Here is a 20,571-nt window from a genome sequence, read left to right as displayed (position 1 = left end):
TTTCTTGTCGTCGCTGAGGTTTCCTTCAAGCCAGCCGCCGTCCCAGTGGATATTCAGGATCGTGACAAGGCCCGCGCGCATGCACATGTCCACCACCGTCTGCACCGAATCCATCCAGCTCTGGTTTATGACGCCGTCTTTTGCGTGGCTATCCCAGGCGCAGGGAATGCGGATAGTGCTGAAACCGGCCGCCTTCACCGAATCGATGTAGGCCTCCGTCGGGAACTTGTTGCCCCAGCCGGTCGGGTTGCCCGGGACCTCCATCGTGTTACCGATGTTGATGCCAAAACCCATCTGGTTGAACATTTCAGTCGCGGTCGGGAGCGTTTTTGCTGCCGCAGGCACGACCAAAGAGAAGGAAGCGGCCACAGCCGCAGTCCACAAAATGTGATTATACATAATCACCCCATACTAAACAACAGTCTAAATATAACCTTGTTGGGGCAAGATCCCCCACATCAAAAAAAAATGTTCCTTGACAAAATGTCATAGGAACACAGAATTTTTACTAGAAACGAGCAGAGCAAGGCTGCAGACCCGAAGCCGTACAATAGTACGGCGAGAGGCCGAGCACGAAGCTATGCAAAGCTTATAGTGAAAATTACTTCGCGGCGGCGAATGCCTTGCCGAGCTTTTCAAGGGCTTCGTCCACTTCCGCAGCCGACACGTTCAGCGGCGGCAAGAGACGCAGCACGTTGCCCTTGGCGCTCAGCACCATGAGCTTTTCAGCGCGGGCGGCGGCGATGATGTTGCCCACCGGCATTTCATCAGCCAGAGCAACACCGAGAATCAGGCCTTCACCGCGGATTTCCTTGGCGAAGTCATACTTCTCGACGAGAGCCTTGAGGCCAGCCTTGATCTGAGCGGAACGTTCTTCCACGTTCTTCAACAGACCCGGAACCTGCTTCACGACAGCGAGACCTGCGGCGCAAGCAATCGGGTTGCCACCGAAAGTCGTACCGTGGTCACCAGCCTTGAGCTGGTCGGCAATCTTCTGGCGCAGGAGAACCGCACCGAGCGGGAGACCGCCACCGATGCCCTTCGCGAGGGAAACGAGGTCCGGATTCAGGCCGAACTTTTCGAAACCGCAGAAGGTTCCGAGACGGCCAACACCTGCCTGCACTTCGTCGACGATGACGAGGCAACCGAATTCCTTCTGCAGGCTATTGATGGTCTCGACCATTTCCTTCGAAAGCGTCATCACACCACCTTCGGCGGCGAGGCTTTCGAGCATGATAGCGCAAGTGTCCTTGTTGACTTCGGCCTTCAAGGCAGCGCAGTCATTCCAGGTCACGTGAACGAAGTCACCCGGCATGGAGCCGAAGCCTTCCCTAATGGCCGGCTGGCCCGTCGCAGAAAGGGCAGCGTACGTCCTTCCGTGGAAGCTGTTCACGAACGTGATAATCTTCTGCCTGTTCTTTTCGCCCTTCCGGTCAAAGTACTTACGTGCAAACTTGATGCAGCCTTCGTTGGCTTCGGTACCCGAGTTGCAGAAGAACGCTTTGTCGAACTTGGTGAGTTCCAAGAGGGCCTTGCCGAGTTCGATCTGCGGGTAGTTCGGGTAAAGGTTGCTGATGTGGTTGAAGTGGTTCATCTGTTCCACCACCGCATCCTTGATAGCCTGGTTCTGGTGACCGAGCGCATTCACGGCGATACCCGCCACGAAGTCCAGGTACTTGTTGCCCTGGTCGTCGTAGAGGTAAGAGCCTTCGCCCTTCACGAAGTTGATGTCTGCCTTGCCGTAGAGCGGCGCGATGATTTGTTTGTCCTGCTCGAGCAGGTTAGCGCAAGATTGTGCCATAGTTTAAATCTCCATTAATTTGTTTACCAAAGTGTTCCGCGTCCTTCCAACCCACGATGTGGATGCTCTTGAGTCCTCGTCGGATCGACTTGAAACTCTCGCGGACTTTGGGAATCATACCGCCGGAGATGACGCCAGCTTCGATAAGCTTTTCGGCGTCCGCCTCGCTCAGTTCGGGAATTACATTCTTGTTTTCGTCCATCACGCCGGGCACGTCGCTCACCAGCACGAACTGGTCGGCTTCGAGTGCCACTGCCAGTTCGCTTGCGGCGGTATCGGCATTCACGTTCCAACTGACACCGTTGCCATCTGCATCGGGGCCGATAGAAATCGGGCTAACCACCGGAGTCCAACCGGCGCTCCACAGGTCCGTCACGATTTTCGGGTTCACCTGCTTGATTTCGCCCACCAGGCCAAGGTCAACCTTGCCCTGCTTCTTTTCGACCTGGAACAGGTTCGCGTCTACGCCAGAAATGCCAACAGCACCGCAGCCGTTGTTGAGCAGCATGCGCACGAGCTTTTTGTTCACGTGGCCCGAGAGCGTCATTTCCACCATTTTCATGATGCCGGGAGTCGTAACTCGGAGTCCGTCGATGAATGTCGGTTGTTCCTTGAGCAAGGCGATATTCTCATTGATATCCTTGCCACCGCCGTGAACCACGGCCACCTGACAGCCACTACCAGGCAAGGTAGAGACCGCCGACACAAAATCAGCGAGCTTGGCTTCGTCGATAGCCAGGCTGCCACCAATTTTTACAACCACTTTTTTCATCGTTTGTGATGTCCTCTCGATTTCCGCGTATTACAGGATACACCATTGCAGCCCTTAACGAGGAAATTTGAATGCAAATTTAAAAAAAACACTCCCAACTTCAATGTTTTTATTATATTATAGCCACAATTCAACCATACAAAAGAGGTATAAATATGGCTATTACGAAAGTTTGGCTCGACGAATCCAGCGATGAATGCGTCTCTTGCGGCGCTTGCGAAGCTACTTGCGACGCAGTGTTCAGCGTTCCCGAAAAGATGCAGGTGAAGGAAGGCGTCGATTTCTCCGCTTACGAAAGCGAAATCAAGGACGCCGCTGACAGCTGCCCGGCCGGCGTGATCAAGTACGAGTAATTATCAGTAACGTACAAACGTACGTAAAGCTCGATTTTTTAGACCCCGACATAACGGCGGGGTCTAATTTTTTTAGATTAAGCTAGCACACAAAAGAAGGATTCACACTATGAAAAAAATCATTTCCACTTTACTCCTCTTTACCGCAGTCATTCTGATGAATGGTTGTACAGCCTCGTACCAGAGCGAATTCATGACCCCGCAGACGTACATGCAGAATCAGGCAAGCATCCTGATTGTCACGCCGGAAATCGGAAGATACGAGACCATAGAATACCCCTCTTCCGGAACCGATGTCGCCTCGACCCTCGCACAAGAACTGGGCAAGTACAGTCCGAAGATCGCCACGATTCCAACCCCCGTTACAATCAACGATATCGGCGACGACGTATTGCAGCAGTACAACTATGTATTCATCCCGCAAATCCTGCACTGGGAAGACCGCTTGACCGGGTGGTCGATGCGCCCCGACCGTATCAAGGTCCGTTTCGACATCTTCAACAACCAGAGGCAGCTCGTCAACTCCTACATGGTCACTGGACGCAGTGCATACATCGTGTGGGTCAGCAAGGCTCCTAACTCATTGCTCAGGAAGCCCATCCGCGACATGCTGAAGACGTTCTTCGGCCAGGGCTAGTCGTCCGTCAAATCCAAGAACTTGAAAGGCCTACCCTTAGGGGCAGGCCTTCTTTAATTAGCGTTTCAACTTCTTGAGGTCTTCGAGGCGGTTGAGCGCCTCGTACAGCGTCTCGTCTTTCTTGGCAAAGTGGAGACGCACCAGATGGTCCACCGGTTCCCGGAAGAAGCTGGAGCCCGGCACCGCGGCGACGCCCACCTTCTGCGCCATGTCGATGCAGAACTGTTCGTCCGGCAGTTTACTTCCGTCAGTAACCGCGCACGACGCAACATGAGAACCGCGCGAGCCGTACCCGAATTCGGAGATATCAATTAGGACAAAGTAAGCGCCCTGCGGTTCGGAGAATTTCAATCCAAGGTTCCGCAGGCCATCCGTAAACACTTCCTTCATGTGCGTGTAGTGCGCCTGCAGGCCCGCGTAGTAAGAGTCGTCGAAGCGGAGCGCCGTCACGGCAGCCTCCATGAGCGGGGCGGCGGCGCCGACCGTCAAAAAGTCATGGACTTTCTTGACGCGGTCCATGATGGGTTCCGCGGCAAGCACGTATCCGAGACGCCATCCGGTAATCGAGTACGTCTTGCTCAGGCTGCTGCATTCGATGGTGCGTTCGAACATCCCCGGGAGCGTCGAGATATACGTGTGACGGTGCGGCGCGTAAATGATATGCTCGTACACCTCGTCCGTAATCACGTACAGGTCGTACTTCACCGCCAGGGAGGCGATTACCGAGAGTTCCTCGCGGGTAAAGACCTTCCCGCTCGGGTTCGCCGGATTGCACAACACAAGCGCCTTCACGCCCGGCTGCTTCATGGCGCTTTCCAGAACGTCGGCATCGAAACTCAGGTCCACGGGAGAAAGCGGCACGTAAACAGGAGTCGCCCCGCAGAGGATCGTGTCGGCGGAGTAGTTCTCGTAGAAGGGCGAAAACAGCACCACCTTGTCGCCGGGATTGCAGACCGACATCATCGAGGCCATCATCGCCTCGGTACTGCCGCAGGTAATCACAATTTCTTTTTGCGGGTCATAGCGCAGCCCGCTAAAATGGAACTGCTTGTCGCTCAGCGCCTCGCGGAAGTTCTGCGCGCCGAACGTAATCGCGTACTGGTGCGGCCCATCGGGAGCAATTTCGGCTAGCCGCCGCGTCAGCGCCTCCGGAGGGTCGAAATCCGGGAATCCCTGTGAAAGGTTTATCGCCCCGCAGGCATTCGCGATGCGGGTCATTCTGCGGATAACGGAATCGGTAAAGGTCTCTGTGCGCTGGCTTAGGGGTTTCATGGCAAGCAAATTTAAAAAATTCAACGCATATTTTCTATATTTGCGCTCACTATGTTTTCACAGCTGACCGACTCTCTAGAATCTACTCTCAAGAACCTGCGCGGGCAGGGCAAACTCACCGAAGAAAACGTCGCCGAATCGCTGCGCGAAGTGCGCCGAGCCTTCCTCGAAGCCGACGTAAACTTCAACGTGACCCGCGACTTCGTGAAGGCCGTCAAGGAAAAGGCCCTCGGAAGCGAAGTCCTGAACTCGGTGACCCCCGGTCAGCAGATCGTGAAAATCATCCACGACGAACTTGTGGCCGTCATGGGTGGCGAAACCAAGGAAATAAACCTCTCCGGCCCCGCTCCGGTGGGCATCATGATGGCGGGCCTCCAGGGTTCCGGTAAGACGACATTCGCGGGCAAGATCGCCCTCTGGATGCGCAGCAAGAAGAAGCGCAAGCCCCTCCTCGTGGCGGCGGACGTGTACCGCCCGGCAGCTATCAAGCAGTTGCAGGTGCTCGGCAAGTCCATCGGCATCCCGGTGTACGACGAAGGCCAGGGCGACCCGGTGGAAATCATCAAGCACGGCTACCAGTACGCGAAGGACAACGGCTTTGACCTCGTCATTTACGATACCGCAGGCCGCCTGCAGATTGACGAAGAACTCATGCAGGAACTCGAGAAGGCAAAGGAAGCCGTCCACCCCGACGAAATCCTGTTCGTCGCCGACGCGATGATCGGTCAGGAAGCGGTAAACGTCGCCGAGACCTTCTGGCAGCGCCTCGCATTTACAGGCGTGTGCCTCTCCAAGATGGACGGTGACACCCGCGGCGGTGCAGCGCTCAGCATCAAGAAGATGACGGGCGTGCCCATCTGCTTTATCGGCGTAGGCGAAAAGCTCCCCGACATAGACCTCTTCCACCCCGACCGCATGGCAAGCCGCATCCTCGGCATGGGCGACGTGGTCAGCCTCGTGGAAAAGGCCCAGCAGGTCATCGACGAGAAGGATGCGAAGGACCTCAAGAAGAAGATCCTCAACAACACCTTCGACCTGAACGACTTCTTGACGCAGCTCCGCACCATCAAGAAGCTCGGCCGCATCAAGGATATCCTCGGGCTCATCCCGGGCCTGAACAAGCTCCCGCTCGACCAGATTGACGAAAAGCAGCTGGTTTACGTGGAAGCCATCCTCAGTTCCATGACCCCGAAGGAAAGGAAGAAACCGCAGATTCTCGACGGCAGCCGCAAGAACCGCATTGCCAAGGGTTCGGGCACCGAACTGAACCGCGTGAACGCCGTGCTCAAGCAGTACGAAGACATGAAGCTCATGTTCAAGAAGGTGGGCGACATGGCCAAGAAGCAGAACAACGGCGGAACTATCGGTTCCAACTACACGCCGCCCAAGGTCAAGAAAAAAAGAAAGTAGAAGAGCACCTCACCTACGACACATTTTGGAGCCCGTTTGCATTCGCAAATGGGCTTTTTCGTGCAATAATCAGCCGTAAATTCGGCCAAAATAATTGAATTTCGCCATTTTTTAAGAATTCGCACAAGATTAAATAAATTTACAATTTGCCTATTTTTTTCTGTCAAGTTAAACGTATATTATGAACAACGTTTTTCGTAACAAATAAAATATTTAAAACCCAACAAGCTAATAAGGGAAAATAACATGGCAAAAGAAAAGTTCAATAGAACGAAACCGCACTGCAATCTTGGTATTCTCGGACACGTAGATCACGGCAAATCCGTTTTGCTGGCAGCAATCACCTCAACCCTCGCCGCCAAGGGAATCTCCGCTAAAAAATTCGACAACATCGACCAGACACCCGAAGAAAAGGAACGCGGCGTCACGATAAATACATCCCAACTCGAATTCGAAACCGAAAAACGCCACTACGCAGTCATCGATTGCGTCAGTCAAGCCGACTACATAAAAAAATTGATATCTGGCGGCACCCAGATGGACGGGGCCATTCTCGTTGTTGCCGCACCAGACGGGCCGATGCCGCAGACTCGTGAACATATTTTGCTCGCCCACCAAGTTGGACTGAAAGACATTGTCGTATTCTTGAATAAATGCGACATGGTCGACGACCCCGAGCTACTAGACCTCGTGGAAATGGAAATTCGCGATTTATTGTGCAAGTACGATTTTGACGGAGATAACGCTCCCATTATCCGCGGTTCCGCACTTAAGGCTCTTGAAGGCGACAGCTACCACCAAGACAAAATCATGGAACTTCTGGACGCCTGCGACCGATACATTCCTCTCCCGCGCAATATTAGCGACGAGCCCTTCTTGATGTCAATCGAAGATACGTTCACCATCACCGGGCGTGGTACCGTTGTCACGGGGCGTATCGAACGCGGCAAGATTCATATGGGAGATACCGTCGAGCGAGTCGGCCTGGGTCCCACTGTAACATACACAGTCACCGGTGTGGAAATGTTCCGGAAGTTGCTCGACGAAGCACAAGCCGGGGACAATGTAGGCATCCTCCTTCGCGGAGCCGAGAAGAAGGACCTCGTCCGCGGCATGGTTCTCGCCGCCCCAGGAAGCATAAAAGCACACACCGATTTCAAGGCCGAAATCTACATGCTCACAAAAGACGAAGGAGGCCGCCACACGCCTATTACCAATGGCTACCGCCCGCAGTTCTATATCCGCACGACAGACGTCACCGGCATAGTGCAGCTCCCGGAAGGTGTCGAGATGGTCTACCCCGGCGATACAGTGACCATTTACGTAAAGCTAATTGCAGCGGTCGCTCTGGAAGTCGGCCTGCGCTTTGCCATCCGCGAAGGCGGACGAACAGTCGCATGCGGCGTCATTACCGAATTGGATCCTGTCATAAATCCAAAGCCCGCCCCAAAAATGGTGGACAAGACTAAGCCCCATTACACAATCAGCATTAAGGACGGGCAATTAGAAAAAACAAGCCTTACAAACGCTATTTCTACAACCCTTATTGCACGCGGATATCCCGTTGAAGACAAAGAACCAGAATACCAGATCGAATTCAACAGCAAAAAATACTACTACACTCTCATCAACAAGAGAAAAACAGACAATGACCCAGATTACGTCGTAAATATGATAACGGGAGATGTCGCAACCGACATTAGCATTCTCACCGTCGACGTAACTTTAACATCGCTAAATCAAATAAGAGAAAGGATTTTGCTCACCAGCGCCAGTGAATCAAAATTGGTTGTATTCATGGACAGGTGCGAATACGCCTCATCGCCTGAGACACTCGACTTGATGGAAGAGGAAATTCGAGAAGCCCTCTTTAGATACGGATATGACGAAGACAAAATAGCCATCATCCGAGGCTCATCAATAAAGGCAAGGCAGGGGGATAAAGCAAGCCAAGACAAGATTATGGCCCTCTTGGACGCCTGTGATGAATGCGCATCAAGCATACAGAGTGTAGAAGACAAGCCCTTCCGCATGACCGTCGCAGATGCGTTCGCAATTACAGGGAAAGGCCTCATCGTCGCAGGCGTCATAGACCAAGGTGTCATCAAGCAAGGCGACCGAGTAAGACGCCTTGAGAAAAAAGAAGCATTCTATGTCATGGACATCAGTACTTCATCCTGTTCCCACTGCCAAGAAGCGAAAGCAGGCGACAGCGCATCTTTCCTTCTCCGCGGCGCAAATGCAGGCGACATCACTCGCGGTACGATTCTCGTTAGCGCATAAAAACATCAACTAGCAAAAAAACATTCCGTCAAGTCCGTTTGCGAGAGCAAGCGGACTTTTTCATCGCCCTTTTTGACACCACCCCAAATCGAAAATTTTCCGCCTGTATCATATACTTCGCCGTTTGTTTCATTTACAGAAAATAATTTTTCCAACATCACATTTTTCAGTATTTTTGGATAAAAATCAAACTTTTTGTATCATAGTCTATTGATTTTCAGACTTTTTCAGGCTATATTAAGAGTGCAAGGAAACGAATCATGAAACCGATTACCGAATACCAAGATTACCGCCGCTACATGCAGGACTTCTACGAAGAAAAAAAGAAGTCCGGTTTCACCTGGCGCGAATTTTCGAAGGGCGCCGGATTCGCCTCGCCCTCTTACCTCAAGCTGGTGTGCGAAGGCAAGAGCTCGCTCAGCCGCGTCGGCCTCCCCCGCGTGGCAAACGCGATGGGACTTTCCGGCTTCGAGCGCACCTACTTCGAAAAGATGGTCGAATTCGGAAACGCCACAAACGACGATAAGAAAAAAGCCGCTTTCGCGGAACTCACCCGCATCGCGAAAGAACAGAAGGCCCGCGTCATCGATTCCGACACGTTCGCCTACTACGAGTCCGCCATCAACTCCATCGTGCGCGAGCTTGCCCCCCTGATGCCGGGAGCGCTCCCGAACGAGATGGCGAAAAGAATCAAGCACCTCTACACGGCGCAACAGGTCCGCGATTCACTCGCCATGCTCACCCGCGCAAAGTTCCTCGAAGAGACCGACGAAAACGTCTACCGCCAGACGGACAAAGCCATCACCGGTTCTACCGAAGCCATCCCGCTTGCGCTCCGCAGCATGAACCGCGAAATGACCGACCTCGCCAAAGAAGCCATCGACAAAATCGACGTACGCGAGAGAAACATCTCTGGCGTCACCTTAGGCGTCGATGCACCAACGCTCGCACGGATTTCCGAAGAAATCAACAAATGCCGCCGACACGTCATCGCTCTTGCGAACAGTTGCAAAAAAATAGACCAGGTCTACCGCCTCAACCTTCAACTTTTCCCGCTTACTGACAAGGTGTAGGAGAAACCATCATGAAACTCAAGACAGCATTATTCTCCACAGCAATAGCCTTAGCGGGCCTATTCACGACCGCTTTGCCGCTCGCCGCAATCTCCGCACTCACCGCCTGCAACAACGGAAACACCGCAGGCACCGACGAGCAGGCAAACTCCATCACCGCCCTCGACAGCGCGCTCACCGTATGGCTCGCAAGCGATACACTTATAGTCTCCGAACAGCATAGCACGCCCTGCACGGATTGCGCGTTCGACATACCCCACTTGTATCCAAGTGACATGACAACCTATCCGAAAATTCAGGTCGAGAACGGAGCGCTGTACAACCCAAAACATGACGATTTCAAATCCATAGTCTGCGAAAACGACTCGAACTGGTTCTCGTATTCCGTCTTCGCCAGCGACTCGCTGATACAGAGGCGCATAGTCCTGCCGGATTCCATGAGTACGGACGCCTTCGAATCGGAATGCGCTTCCGATGAGGGTTTGTTCGAGACGGATTCAATCGTCGTTAGAAGACAGCACTCGCACACCTGCAGCCTGGAAAGCACCAAGCAGCTCACAGACCCCGAAAAAAAGCAGTACGTGGACCCGAACTGGAAGAGGTACGTCAAACTGATTGTAGGCATCTGCCGAGAATAAGAACAAGAAATTGAACCGACACAAAAAAAAGCATCAAGACATCATGTCATGATGCGTTACGAAACACATCCTTGAAAAGGAGGGAACCATGAAAAACACAACCAAAACAATCGTCTGCGGGTTCGCCGCATTCGCACTATACGCTTGCTCAAGCGACAATACGGCATCACCGGAAAATTCTGTTCTTGACAAGTCCGAAAAGAAGACGGCACAGCAGATTATACCAAACTCGACGAGCGTTTCAGCCGAAGTCGAGAGTAATCTCACATCTATCCTCAATGGACGCCCGATTACAAACCAAATCGCTATTGATTTCTTCTGCCACAATGACGAAGAGGATGCTTACGGGTTTATGTTTGATTGCGGCCCAGCCAGCACAATACAACTCGAAACCGGAACCGTATATCATCTCTGGGACGGCATACAAGATATCATCTCTTGTCAAACCGAGCTGGATACAACGTCATATTCCGTTCAGTTATACCACAACACCATCACGAAGAGGTGGCACGACCCGCTATTCACCATAGACAATGAACGCAAGGATGCATTCAGAGATTCCTGCATTGCCGAAGGCGGAAATTTCACGGAAGAATCTGAGGACCGCATAGCCTGCGAACTCACGTTGAAACCGCTCAATACCGACGAGGAATACACACCACCCCCCGAAGGCGAACTGGACTGGGATTTCTTCTTCAACTATTATGATCCGAACTGGGAAGTGTTCGCATCAAAGGTTATTGAGCCCTGCAGGATTCGCCCCGTAATCGATCCGAAATTAGAAGACTAAAAGAAAAAAACTACTCTATTTCCACCTTGATTTCGACACCCGGAATCAAGGGTTTTGCGTTATTCACGACAGGCGAAAGAATGCGGCGCACAGACGAAAGGTCGTTCGTCTTCAAGTAAAGTTTTGCCCAACGCACATTTTGCACCACCGGAATAAAAGCATCCACAGGTCCCATCACCATGAGAGTCTTTTCGGCGCGGCATAAAGATTCCACATGCTTGACGGCAGTCTGCAATGCGCCCTCGTCCTTGCTCCCGAAGGATACCTCAACGAGTTTGCAGAATGGCGGGTAACAGGCATCGCGGCGGTCGCGCAATTCCCTCCCGGCAAAGCCCTCGAAATCATGCCGGAGCGCATACTGCATCACGGGTTCGTCGGGCCGAAGCGTCTGCAGCAGCACATTGCCCCCGCCCTGCGCGCGACCGGCGCGACCCGCAGTCTGACTCAAGAGCTGGAAGAGCCTTTCCGTACTGCGAAAATCAGGTAACCCCAGACCGCTGTCCGCTCCGACCACGCCCACAAGTCGCACGCCCGGGAAGTCGTGACCCTTCGCGACCATCTGCGTTCCGAGCAAGATGTTGTACTCGCGGTTGCGGAACGATTCCAAAATTTTCTCGACGGACCCGACATTCTGAGTCGTATCGCGGTCCATGCGCACCACCTTCGCGTTCGGCACCCACTCTCCGATTTCTTCTTCGAGCTTTTCGATGGCGCCGCCCACATACTCGTACGTCGCGGATCCGCAGGCCGCACAAGGAGTGTCGACCGGGTATAGCAGTCCGCAGTAATGACACACCAGCGAGCGGTACTGTTTATGATAAACTAAAGGCACATGGCAGTGCTTGCAGTAAAGCGTTTCGCCGCATTCCACGCACACGCGCACCTTGGAATATCCCCTGCGGTTCATGAGGACGATGGCCTGGTCCCCGTCGGCAAGGCACGCGACAAGTGCGTCGCGCAAATCGGGCGACATCAGGATTCCCTTCTGCTGGCGCATCTTCCCCATGTCGACAATCCGCACGTCCGGGAGCGATGCGGCCGTGGCACGCTTCTGCAACCTCAGGTATTTTAATTTGTGCGTACTTGCATTGTGGAAAGTTTCAAGACTCGGGGTCGCGCTCCCGAGCACGACGAGCGCCCCGTACTTGTACGCCAAATGAAACGCGAGTTCGCGGGTATGGTAGCGCGGAGCCGGATCCTGCTGCTTGAACGAGGAATCATGTTCCTCGTCGAGAATCACGACATCGAATTCGAACGGAGAGAGTATCGCGCTGCGGGTCCCGAGAACCACGCGTGCCTCGCCCTTCAATATGGAGACATACGATGCCCGGCGTTTCGGGGCCGAAAGCGCCGAATGCAGCACCTGCACGGGAACATGCAAAAAATCTTCAAAACGGCCCGCAGTCTGCGGGGTGAGGCCTATTTCCGGAACGAGGATGAGCACGCGCATGCCGCGTTTCAAAGCCTCGTAGGCCAGTTCCTGGTATACGCGCGTCTTGCCCGAACCGGTAACGCCATGCAACAGGGAACCGCGGAAACCCGTGGTCGACAAGTCGCCCACCAGCGAATCGAGGGCAACGCGCTGCTCATCCGTCAGCTCGGGGACATCCGGATGCGGAGGCATCTCCAAGCAAGCCGCATTTTCCGCAGTCACCGCCTCTTCGGAAGCAAGCGCATCCAGGTAATTCTCGAACTGCGCCGGCAAAAACACGTCAAGCGCCTTCATGGGCGTACTTATATAGTATCGCGAGACCCATTCCAGAGTTTCCATGAACCTTTCGCTGAATACATACCCCGACGCATGTGGGTAGGCGCAGCGCACAGCGAACGACGGCCGGTCGCAGATAACCTTCGAAACCACGGCGAGCAGGGGCTTTTTGCGGTTCGCGAACTGAACCCAGACCACGCTCCCCCGGCGGATTTCCGTCCCTTCGGGCAGGTCCGCGGGCACTCCGTAGGTAAAAACGGACGGAGCCTGCGGAATATAGACCTCGCAAAAGCGCTCCAGCGCCGATGCGCTGAATTTCGCCCCAATTTGCTCGGAAGGTGCAGTCTTTTTGATGCGTTTTGCCATTTCAGGGTTAAAGATAGGTAATCACGGCCCAAATCCAGCCCTTTAATTTGCCAAAAAATCACCTATTTCCAAAACGGTCTCTTATCTTTTTATTTAGATTATGATATACGAACCTTAACGGGTCCGCCTACCCATTGGAGATATATATGAATTTGAGCTTATTGGACGCATTTAGACCGAAATGGCAGAATTCCAACCCCGAAAGACGCCTTGAGGCCGTCGAGGAGATGGATATCCAGGAACAAAGCGTCCTGGAACGCATTGCCCTTTCCGATGAAGATAGTAGCGTTAGAAGCGCAGCCGTGAAGAAACTGACTCTGATTCCTTCCCTTTCGGCTATTTCGAAGAAGGACAACGAGGCAGGCATCCGCAGGCTCGCCGAAACGCGTTATTTCGAAGAAGTCACCAAGATGCTCAAGATCTTCCGCGAACCCGCAAATGAAGAAGTTTTGTCGTTTGTGAACGAACTCAAGGACACGCGCTACGCCGAAGAACTCGCGCGTTCGATGCCCAGTTCGGAGCTCCGCATGGAACTCATCAAGAATACCGGCAAGCTAAACGTTCTTGTTATGGCCGCCACCAAGGATGCCAAAGAGGAAATCGCAAAGGCTGCCGTCGAACGTATCGAATCCGAACCGTCGCTGGTGGAAGTCTCCAAGAAGTCCAAGCACAACTCCGTGCAAAAGATTGCCAACGAAAAGCTCCGTGCAAGGCGTGACGCCGAAGACAACGGCAAGAAGGCCGCAGCGCTCCTCGCCGGCAAGAGGCACGCCCTTATCCAGCAGGCGCACCACCTCGCTGCCGAAAAGGACCCGTTCTCCGTAAAGTCCAAGTTCGATTCTCTAATGGAAGAAGCCAAGGCTCTGGGCATGGGCTCCGATCAGGCGACCCTCGATGAAATCTTCGCCAGCTACACGAAATTCCTCAACGAAGCCGATACCGAGCGCATCGCCGCCGAAAAGGCCGCTGCCGAAAAGGCGGAACAGCAGCTCCACCTCGGCGAACTGCTGGCCGAGCTCGAAGCCATCCTTGATGCCGGTGAAGTCTCCGAAAAGGCAAATCGTGTGAGCGAAATCACAGCAGAATGGAATGAAAAGAAATCCATCATGGACGCAGACAGCGTGAAGCGGTTCAACCTCGCGCTCGTCCGTACCCAGGAAGCGAAGAAGCCCGAACCGGAAGCCGCAAACGAAGAAATCGCAAGCGAAGAAGCCAAGGCTCGCCCGCAGCTCCTCGAGATGTTCCAGGCGCTCGCCGATTCCGACATCACCGAATCGACATCGAAGCACCTGCACGCCCTCGTGCGCGAATGGGAAAAGTTCCCCGCACTCGAAGGCGACGACCCGCTGCTCCAGAGCTACAACGCGCTCCGCAACAAGCTCAAAGAAAAGATTACCGCATTCGAAGAAGCCTCCCAGAAGGTTTTCGAAGAAAACTCCGCGAAGCTCCGCGCCCTTATCGAACGCGTGAAGAGTTTCGACGAGAACGAAGACTTCAAGAACCTCAGCCAGAAGCTGAGGGACGCCTTCACCGAATGGAAGACGATCGTCGGCGAACAGAAGTTCAAGTACCACGACCTCTGGCTCGAGTACAAGAGCGCCACCGAACGATTCCAGGAAATGCGCCAGTGGGAATCCTGGCACAACGAGAACGACCGCGCGAACATTCTCGAAGAAATGGAAATGCTCGCCAAGGAACCCGGTAGCCAGGACGTGCTCAACAAGTTGCGCGAATACAGCAACAAGTGGAAGAACATCGGGCCTGTCTCCCCCGCGAAGTTCGTCGAATTCCGCGACAAGTTCCAGGCACTTTACACCCAAATTCGCACGAACTGCGCGCAGTTCATCGAAGAACGCGAAGCAGAACGCCAGAAGAACCTCGAAAGCAAGGAAGCCCTTTGCCAGAAGATCGAGGAACTCGTGGCGAATACCACGATGTTCTGGAAAGACAAGTACAAGGCCATGCAGGAAATCCAGGAATCCTGGAAGAACATCGGCATGGTGCCCAAGGAAAGCCTGAACGCGCTCATCGAACGCTTCAAGGCCGCCTCTAACGCATTCTTTGCGCAGTACAAGGAAAGCATCAAGCAGGAAGACCACAACCGCGAAGCGAATCTCGCGAAGAAGCTGAAACTCTGCGAAGAAGCCGAAGCCCTGAAGGAATCGACCGACTGGAACGCGACGTCCAACAAGCTCAAGCAGCTGCAGGACGCCTGGAAGGCCACCGGCCCTGTCCCCAAGAGCAAGTCCGAAGAAATCTGGACGCGCTTCCGCAGCGCATGCGACGCCTTCTTCGACAAGAAGCGCACGCACTTCGAAGAAATGGATTCCGCAAAGCAGGACAACCTCGTCAAGAAGGTGAACCTCTGCGACAAGCTCGATGCGATGGACGTCACGAACATCACGCTTGAAACCGCGGAAATCATCAAGGGCATCCGCGACGCATGGAAGGCCATCGGCATGGTGCCCAAGGAAGCTGTCGAATCCATCAACGAACGCTACAACTCCAAGATGAACCAGTTCATCTCTGCGATGGCAGAAACCGACGAGGCGCTTCGCAAGCAGCTGGAAACCATCAAGAAGAAGAAGCTCGAAATGGTGGACAAGGTGAAGCAGTTCGCCGAAAGCGCGGGCAGCAACCAGCTTGCCGATGCCGTGCGCGACCTGCAGAAGGAATGGCGCGATCTCGGATCTTGCGGTGTCGAGGATATCGAAATCCACAAGGCGTTCCGCGAAGCCTGCGATGACTTCTTCACGCGTCGTCGCGATCAGCTGGACATCCAGGAACAGGCCCGCCAGAACAACCTGCAGAAGAAGGTCTTGCTCTGCGAACAGGCCGAAGACCTGCTCGCCGACTTGAGCGAGACGAACGTCGGTGCCGCGATGAACAAGGTGAAGCACCTGCGCAGGCTCTGGAAAGAAGTCGGCGCCGTTCCGCGCGACCAATCCGACAAGGTCTGGAAGCGCTTCAACGGTGCATGCGACAAGGTGTTCGCGTTCGGCCGCAAGGACGAACCCAAGCAGGAAGCTGCGGCAGCGAGCGCCCAGGCATAACGCCCGCCAAGCGACAAAAAAGAATTCAGGGATAGCAATGCGCTATCCCTTTTTTTATTTTTGTGGTGCAATGAAGTTTCCCCCATGGACAAGTATTTCTGAAGCAGCGCGCCTGCTCAAGGAAGGCGAAGTCGTCGCCATCCCTACAGAAACTGTCTACGGACTCGCAGGCAACGCATACGAGCCCACAGCGCTTGCAAAAATTTTTGCCGCAAAGGAACGCCCCACGTTCGATCCGCTCATCGTGCATATCGCGGATATTTCCGAACTGGAAAATATCGCGAAGGACATTCCCGATGCCGCCTACAAACTCGCCGAAGCCTACTGGCCCGGTCCCATGACGATGATCCTCCCGAAAAAGGACTGCATTCCCGACCTCTGCACGAGCGGGCTGCCCTCCGTCGCAGTGAGGTTCCCGAGCCACCCCGTAGCTCAGGCGATTATCAAGGAATCCGGACTCCCGCTTGCCGCCCCGAGCGCGAACCTGTTCAAGCACGTGAGCCCCACTACCGCAGAGCACGTGGCGGCGCAACTCGCCGACCGCATCGCAGGAATCGTCGATGGCGGCGCCTGTGCCGTCGGGGTCGAAAGTTCCATCATCTCGCTTGCAGGCGAAAAGCCGACGGTACTCCGCCCGGGTGCCATCACGCCCGAGATGTTCGCGAAAGTCATCGGCGATGTCGCCGTCAAGGAATCCACATCGAAGCCCGGGCAAGCGATGCAGGCGCCGGGCCAGTGTGACACGCATTACCGCCCGCAGGTGCCGCTGTATTTCGGAGAAGTGCCCGCAGGCCACAAACTGCCGCCCCATACCGTACGCATCGCATTCGGAAAACAGGCAGGCCCGATTCCCGCCATGGTTAATTTGTCCGAAACAGGCGACATGACCGAGGCGACAGCAAAGTTATACGCCTACATGCACGACCTGGACAATCCCGATTACGATTTGATTCTCGTGGATCCGATTCCGAATACCGGAGTTGGCATGGCGCTGAACGACCGCCTGAAACGCGCCAGCATCAAAACGCTGCCCTAATGTCATGCTGAGGTCACCCTGAATTTGATTCAGGGAGCATCAGATATATACTTTCCGACCCCGTCCTGACCTGCGTCAGGATGACAGTCCTCAGGGTGACTTTTGGGAAGCGACCATCAGGGTGACTCTTGGGAGACAATCCTCACAGAAGCACTCGAGTGATTACATCGGGAACAGCGGGTAATGTTCCTTGGTGTACGCCCGCGTGAAGGCGTTAAAATGCCACCATTCGCTACTGAGCGTAACCCAACCCGCCCGCTTCATGATACCGCGGAGCAAGTTGCGGTTGTCAATCTGCTGCTGCGTAAGGCGCCCGCTTTCGAGGGCGTCGGCCTCACCCACCGCTCCGGCACAGCGTTCGAACGAATCGAAATCCGTTCCCATGTCGAGCAGAGCGCCCGTGCTGTCGGCAATCGAAAGGTCAAGCGCGAGGCCATAGTTGTGGAGTCCGCCAGTCTTGCCCGACGAGACGTAATTCGAGTAGGGCGTCCCGGCGACACTGCTCTTGAGAACCGCCTGCGCATACATCGGGCGCGCCGCATCGAAAATCACGAGCGTGTATCCGGGCAGTTCCTTCGCTATCAGGGCGAGAGCGCGCTTCAACTTGGGGAGCGCATCCCTATGCACGAACGCCCGCTGGATTCCGCAATAGATATCATGGCCCGTCACGTTGTCGAATGTCCCGTAACGCAGGTCCATGCGGAGCCCCTTCATTTTCGTTATTTCCACGAGGTTCGAATCCGCGCTCGCGTATGCCACCCACTGCTTTGCCGCAGAGCAGAACCGGGCCGGTTTTTCGGGCTTTCTCGGTTCAAAGGGGATATCCGTCTCGTGCGCAAAAACGCTGCCGCATAATAAAAAGACAATCAAGAAAAACACAATGGATGCCCATGCCGAACAAGTTCGGCCGCGACATGATGACATCGCAAATACGTTTTTCATTGCCGTTACAATCCCAGTTGCACCTCGACGCCGAACTGGAAGTAGAGTCCCATGCCCTTCGCCATGAACGGCTTCAAGTCGTACCCGTTAGCCGTGTTCTTGTCGGAATCTTCGGTAACCCACGAGCGTTCGCGCGCATTCTCGGAACCCAAGAAGCGAAGCGCCCCGACATCGAGATTAGCAAACAGGTTGTCGAGTTCCAGGTAGAACCTGGATTTGCGGAACCATCCCTTGTCGCGGATAATATCGAGATTCACGCGCAGGTCGGTGCGGAACATGTCGGTAAACTCGTTGAGGTCGCGCAGCCTGCGGGTTCCGTTCTCCTTGGTCGCGGGGTCAGACGGCACGATGTTGTAGTAGTAAAGCGGCCTGTGCAATGCGGCATGGTGCGTAAGGATAATCGAGAACAGGGAATCCTTGCGCGGGTAGTAACGGAAATGCGAGACGATGTCGAGCCTCGAATTCGCTTCCCACGGGAGCGAACCCTCGTCCAGTTCGTACTCACCGTACACGGAACTGATGTTCGTCGACATCGAGAAGTGGTGAGACGTCTTCCATTCCATCTTCGCGTTGGCACCGAGCACCCAGGCATAATCCACCGGAGTGATATCCTTGTACTGCGCATACGCCTTCGGCATCGGCAGCAGCGGGTCGAAGTAGTAGCGGCCAAAGCCGCTAGCCTGCGCCACCAGGTACTTGGAAGTGTAGCCCAAACCGAGTTTGGCCGACGCTCCGGTTTCCAGGCGCCCCGTCAGGTCGCCATCATCATAGAAATGCTTCCAGTCGCTGCGGTAAGCGACGTTTCCGAAGGCTCGCCAGAATGCGGTATCCTTCTTGGTCAGGTTCTTCTCGAAATCAATAGATGCGGTCGGCTGCGCGTTATGGTCGACAGCATCGGCAATAGCGCCGACCGAGAAAATCGTCTGCGAATAATCGCTCTTCCAGTTGAAGCGGCTCGTTCCCGAAATCACGCCCGTCTGGTAGTCATCCGACTGCGTCCCGCCAAAATCGGGATAGTTGCGATCCAAAAGGTGGTGCTCGTAAAGCAAGGCGCCGCTCACTTCCGAACCGAGGAGCTTCATCTTGAATTTCTTGTCGGCACCGGCGCTGATCGTGGAATGTATTTCCTCGTAGGCATCGATGAACGCGGCGTTCTCCCTCGACATCGCATTGCTGCGGAAGCCGGTCGTATCCTGGAGCGTATCGCTCAGGTACTGCCGCACATAACCCGCATGGAAACTCGTCCCGAACTTCGAGGCATATTCGGCGCCAATGACCAAATAGCTCTGGCTACCCCTGATGATGTCGACCGAGTTCACCGCATCGTAAGCCGTAGACGTATCCTGGCTTATGGAATAATCGTCGATGCTGTAAAGGGTGCGCAAGGCCCAAGTGTTGCCCATGGAATCCGAACCGTTGAGCTGCGCATAGAAATCCATCGCCGTCAAGTCAAACGGATCAGAAGACTTCACGCGGCAATCGCTCTCGCAGTCACCGTCGCGCTTGCGGAATTCCGTAAAGAACTTTTCGCCCAAGTTCTTGAGCATTTCACCGTCGAGCCTGCGGAACGCGAAGCGGAAGCTGTCCCAGAACAGGAACGGAGAATCAAACTGGATTTCCTGAACGGTCAGGCCGGCGGCTCCCTTGAGGCCCCATTCGCCCTTCGTCTGTTCCGGAATATACTGCACCGAAGTAGCGAGGCCCTGGCCGATGGGGCCGCTCCCGTAGTGGTCGTGAATTTCAATCCCGCTCAGAATGTGCGGATTCACGATGGAAAGGTTTCCGGGGAATCCCACGTCCAGATGACGCATGTTCGGAATGCGCAGGCGCCCGAGATGGTAAGCCACGTCGCCCGCACGCGAGCCTTCGTAATAAAGCGCGTTGCTGAAATCCTTCTGGCCCGAAATGCCGGGCATCTGGCTCAGGTGTTCCGTCAAGTCAAAACGCATACCCGCCGCATCTTCGAGCTTGTCCACCGATACCTTGCGTTCGGGTTCCCACTTCACGGGTTCTCCCCCGCCGATAATCGTACTCGAACCGAGGTCACGCAAATCGGAAGAAAGGGTCACGACCATGTCGAGCAAGTCGGCAAAATCCTGCAGCTCCACAAAGACGCTGTCGTAGCCTTCTTTCTGGAACACAAGGGAAGCATTCTTGGTATTGACCGTAAACTCGAAGCGACCATCCGAAGAAGTCTTGCCCAGTTTCTTGCCGGAGCGGTACGTAATCTGCACCCCGTCAAGCGGCAAGTCCGATTCCGCTTCTAGGACAACGCCCACGATCGGCGTCGGGGTGGCAGAATAGGCAAAAGCAGCAAAGAATAGAGACAATACAATCAGGATGCGAAGTTTCATATTCCATAAATTAGAATTTTCACGGGCGCAAGCGTATTTTCAATAGGGCTTCGGATGCAGATTTTGCAACAAGGGCCGCCAAA

At 54.4% G+C, this 20,571-nt stretch carries 17 protein-coding genes and 1 pseudogene; 10 read left to right on the top strand and 8 right to left on the bottom strand.

Annotated elements, in window-relative coordinates:
* The 3 genes from IK012_RS04000 to argB all read right to left on the bottom strand — a co-directional run.
* A partial coding sequence (locus tag IK012_RS04000) for a cellulase family glycosylhydrolase (protein WP_290950844.1) occupies positions 1 to 399 on the bottom strand: 399 nt, incomplete at its 3' end.
* A 202-nt stretch (positions 400 to 601) separates the two neighbouring features.
* Complete coding sequence (locus IK012_RS03995; RefSeq protein WP_290950841.1) at positions 602 to 1,801, bottom strand: aspartate aminotransferase family protein; 1,200 nt, start codon at positions 1,799 to 1,801, stop codon at positions 602 to 604.
* A complete protein-coding gene (gene argB / locus IK012_RS03990) occupies positions 1,782 to 2,573 on the bottom strand; it encodes an acetylglutamate kinase (RefSeq protein ID WP_290950838.1) in 792 nt (263 codons plus the stop codon). The genes IK012_RS03995 and argB overlap by 20 nt, the downstream gene beginning before the upstream one ends.
* A gap of 155 nt (positions 2,574 to 2,728) precedes the next feature.
* Here argB and IK012_RS03985 point away from each other — a divergent pair, with 155 nt between their 5' ends.
* Together IK012_RS03985 and IK012_RS03980 are read left to right on the top strand one after the other, a co-directional pair.
* Complete coding sequence (locus tag IK012_RS03985; RefSeq protein WP_088636941.1) at positions 2,729 to 2,926, top strand: ferredoxin; 198 nt, start codon at positions 2,729 to 2,731, stop codon at positions 2,924 to 2,926.
* Positions 2,927 to 3,035: 109 nt separating this feature from the next.
* On the top strand, positions 3,036 to 3,563 hold the full coding sequence (locus IK012_RS03980; RefSeq protein ID WP_290950835.1) for a DUF4823 domain-containing protein: 528 nt from the start codon (positions 3,036 to 3,038) through the stop codon (positions 3,561 to 3,563).
* A gap of 57 nt (positions 3,564 to 3,620) precedes the next feature.
* On the opposite strand, the gene IK012_RS03975 is transcribed toward IK012_RS03980, so the two are convergent.
* Complete coding sequence (locus tag IK012_RS03975; RefSeq protein WP_290950832.1) at positions 3,621 to 4,835, bottom strand: aminotransferase class I/II-fold pyridoxal phosphate-dependent enzyme; 1,215 nt, start codon at positions 4,833 to 4,835, stop codon at positions 3,621 to 3,623.
* Between the two features lie 51 nt (positions 4,836 to 4,886).
* Between IK012_RS03975 and ffh the strand changes: the two genes are divergently transcribed.
* The 3 genes and pseudogenes from ffh (at position 4,887) to IK012_RS13585 (ending at position 8,528) form a co-directional block, all read left to right on the top strand.
* Complete coding sequence (gene ffh, locus IK012_RS03970; protein ID WP_290950829.1) at positions 4,887 to 6,245, top strand: signal recognition particle protein; 1,359 nt, start codon at positions 4,887 to 4,889, stop codon at positions 6,243 to 6,245.
* Between the two features lie 246 nt (positions 6,246 to 6,491).
* Positions 6,492 to 7,664: pseudogene (tuf, locus tag IK012_RS03965) on the top strand (elongation factor Tu); the annotation flags it as partial.
* A gap of 33 nt (positions 7,665 to 7,697) precedes the next feature.
* Positions 7,698 to 8,528 (top strand): GTP-binding protein, encoded by an 831-nt coding sequence (locus IK012_RS13585; protein WP_367273773.1) that lies wholly within the window; start codon positions 7,698 to 7,700, stop codon positions 8,526 to 8,528.
* Positions 8,529 to 8,533: 5 nt separating this feature from the next.
* Here IK012_RS13585 and IK012_RS03960 read toward each other — a convergent pair whose 3' ends face one another.
* Positions 8,534 to 8,689 carry a hypothetical protein gene (locus IK012_RS03960; RefSeq protein ID WP_290950826.1) on the bottom strand — a complete coding sequence of 52 codons (156 nt, stop codon included), beginning with the start codon at positions 8,687 to 8,689 and terminating at the stop codon, positions 8,534 to 8,536.
* Positions 8,690 to 8,788: 99 nt separating this feature from the next.
* On the opposite strand from IK012_RS03960, the gene IK012_RS03955 reads away from it, so the two are divergent.
* From IK012_RS03955 to IK012_RS03945, 3 genes are all read left to right on the top strand, one after another.
* Positions 8,789 to 9,601, top strand: coding sequence for a TIGR02147 family protein (locus IK012_RS03955; protein WP_290950823.1), 813 nt, complete (start codon positions 8,789 to 8,791; stop codon positions 9,599 to 9,601).
* A gap of 11 nt (positions 9,602 to 9,612) precedes the next feature.
* A complete protein-coding gene (locus IK012_RS03950; protein WP_290950820.1) occupies positions 9,613 to 10,239 on the top strand; it encodes a hypothetical protein in 627 nt (208 codons plus the stop codon).
* An 88-nt stretch (positions 10,240 to 10,327) separates the two neighbouring features.
* Complete coding sequence (locus IK012_RS03945) at positions 10,328 to 11,029, top strand: hypothetical protein (RefSeq protein WP_290950818.1); 702 nt, start codon at positions 10,328 to 10,330, stop codon at positions 11,027 to 11,029.
* 10 nt (positions 11,030 to 11,039) lie between these two features.
* On the opposite strand, the gene priA is transcribed toward IK012_RS03945, so the two are convergent.
* Positions 11,040 to 13,103 (bottom strand): primosomal protein N', encoded by a 2,064-nt coding sequence (gene priA, locus IK012_RS03940; RefSeq protein WP_290950815.1) that lies wholly within the window; start codon positions 13,101 to 13,103, stop codon positions 11,040 to 11,042.
* A gap of 146 nt (positions 13,104 to 13,249) precedes the next feature.
* Between priA and IK012_RS03935 the strand changes: the two genes are divergently transcribed.
* Positions 13,250 to 16,156 (top strand): DUF349 domain-containing protein, encoded by a 2,907-nt coding sequence (locus IK012_RS03935; RefSeq protein ID WP_290950813.1) that lies wholly within the window; start codon positions 13,250 to 13,252, stop codon positions 16,154 to 16,156.
* Between the two features lie 70 nt (positions 16,157 to 16,226).
* Positions 16,227 to 17,192 carry an L-threonylcarbamoyladenylate synthase gene (locus IK012_RS03930; protein WP_290950810.1) on the top strand — a complete coding sequence of 322 codons (966 nt, stop codon included), beginning with the start codon at positions 16,227 to 16,229 and terminating at the stop codon, positions 17,190 to 17,192.
* 162 nt (positions 17,193 to 17,354) lie between these two features.
* On the opposite strand, the gene IK012_RS03925 is transcribed toward IK012_RS03930, so the two are convergent.
* The gene (locus IK012_RS03925) at positions 17,355 to 18,062 is read right to left on the bottom strand and encodes a M15 family metallopeptidase (protein WP_290950807.1); all 708 of its coding nucleotides are present in this window, start codon (positions 18,060 to 18,062) and stop codon (positions 17,355 to 17,357) included.
* Between the two features lie 77 nt (positions 18,063 to 18,139).
* Positions 18,140 to 20,488 (bottom strand): hypothetical protein, encoded by a 2,349-nt coding sequence (locus tag IK012_RS03920; protein WP_290950804.1) that lies wholly within the window; start codon positions 20,486 to 20,488, stop codon positions 18,140 to 18,142.
* Positions 20,489 to 20,571 lie beyond the last annotated feature (83 nt).

It is taken from the genome of Fibrobacter sp. (genome assembly GCF_017551775.1).
In the GTDB taxonomy this organism is placed as follows: domain Bacteria; phylum Fibrobacterota; class Fibrobacteria; order Fibrobacterales; family Fibrobacteraceae; genus Fibrobacter.
This window is presented reverse-complemented; position numbering and strand designations above follow the sequence as displayed.

Coding starts and splice junctions, on each gene's coding strand:
- IK012_RS03995 (WP_290950841.1), bottom strand. CDS start 1,801: ATGGCACAATCTTGCGCTAACCTGCTCGAGCAGGACAAACAAATCATC.
- argB (WP_290950838.1), bottom strand. CDS start 2,573: ATGAAAAAAGTGGTTGTAAAAATTGGTGGCAGCCTGGCTATCGACGAA.
- IK012_RS03985 (WP_088636941.1), top strand. CDS start 2,729: ATGGCTATTACGAAAGTTTGGCTCGACGAATCCAGCGATGAATGCGTC.
- IK012_RS03980 (WP_290950835.1), top strand. CDS start 3,036: ATGAAAAAAATCATTTCCACTTTACTCCTCTTTACCGCAGTCATTCTG.
- IK012_RS03975 (WP_290950832.1), bottom strand. CDS start 4,835: ATGAAACCCCTAAGCCAGCGCACAGAGACCTTTACCGATTCCGTTATC.
- ffh (WP_290950829.1), top strand. CDS start 4,887: ATGTTTTCACAGCTGACCGACTCTCTAGAATCTACTCTCAAGAACCTG.
- IK012_RS13585 (WP_367273773.1), top strand. CDS start 7,698: ATGGTGGACAAGACTAAGCCCCATTACACAATCAGCATTAAGGACGGG.
- IK012_RS03955 (WP_290950823.1), top strand. CDS start 8,789: ATGAAACCGATTACCGAATACCAAGATTACCGCCGCTACATGCAGGAC.
- IK012_RS03950 (WP_290950820.1), top strand. CDS start 9,613: ATGAAACTCAAGACAGCATTATTCTCCACAGCAATAGCCTTAGCGGGC.
- IK012_RS03945 (WP_290950818.1), top strand. CDS start 10,328: ATGAAAAACACAACCAAAACAATCGTCTGCGGGTTCGCCGCATTCGCA.
- priA (WP_290950815.1), bottom strand. CDS start 13,103: ATGGCAAAACGCATCAAAAAGACTGCACCTTCCGAGCAAATTGGGGCG.
- IK012_RS03935 (WP_290950813.1), top strand. CDS start 13,250: ATGAATTTGAGCTTATTGGACGCATTTAGACCGAAATGGCAGAATTCC.
- IK012_RS03930 (WP_290950810.1), top strand. CDS start 16,227: ATGAAGTTTCCCCCATGGACAAGTATTTCTGAAGCAGCGCGCCTGCTC.
- IK012_RS03920 (WP_290950804.1), bottom strand. CDS start 20,488: ATGAAACTTCGCATCCTGATTGTATTGTCTCTATTCTTTGCTGCTTTT.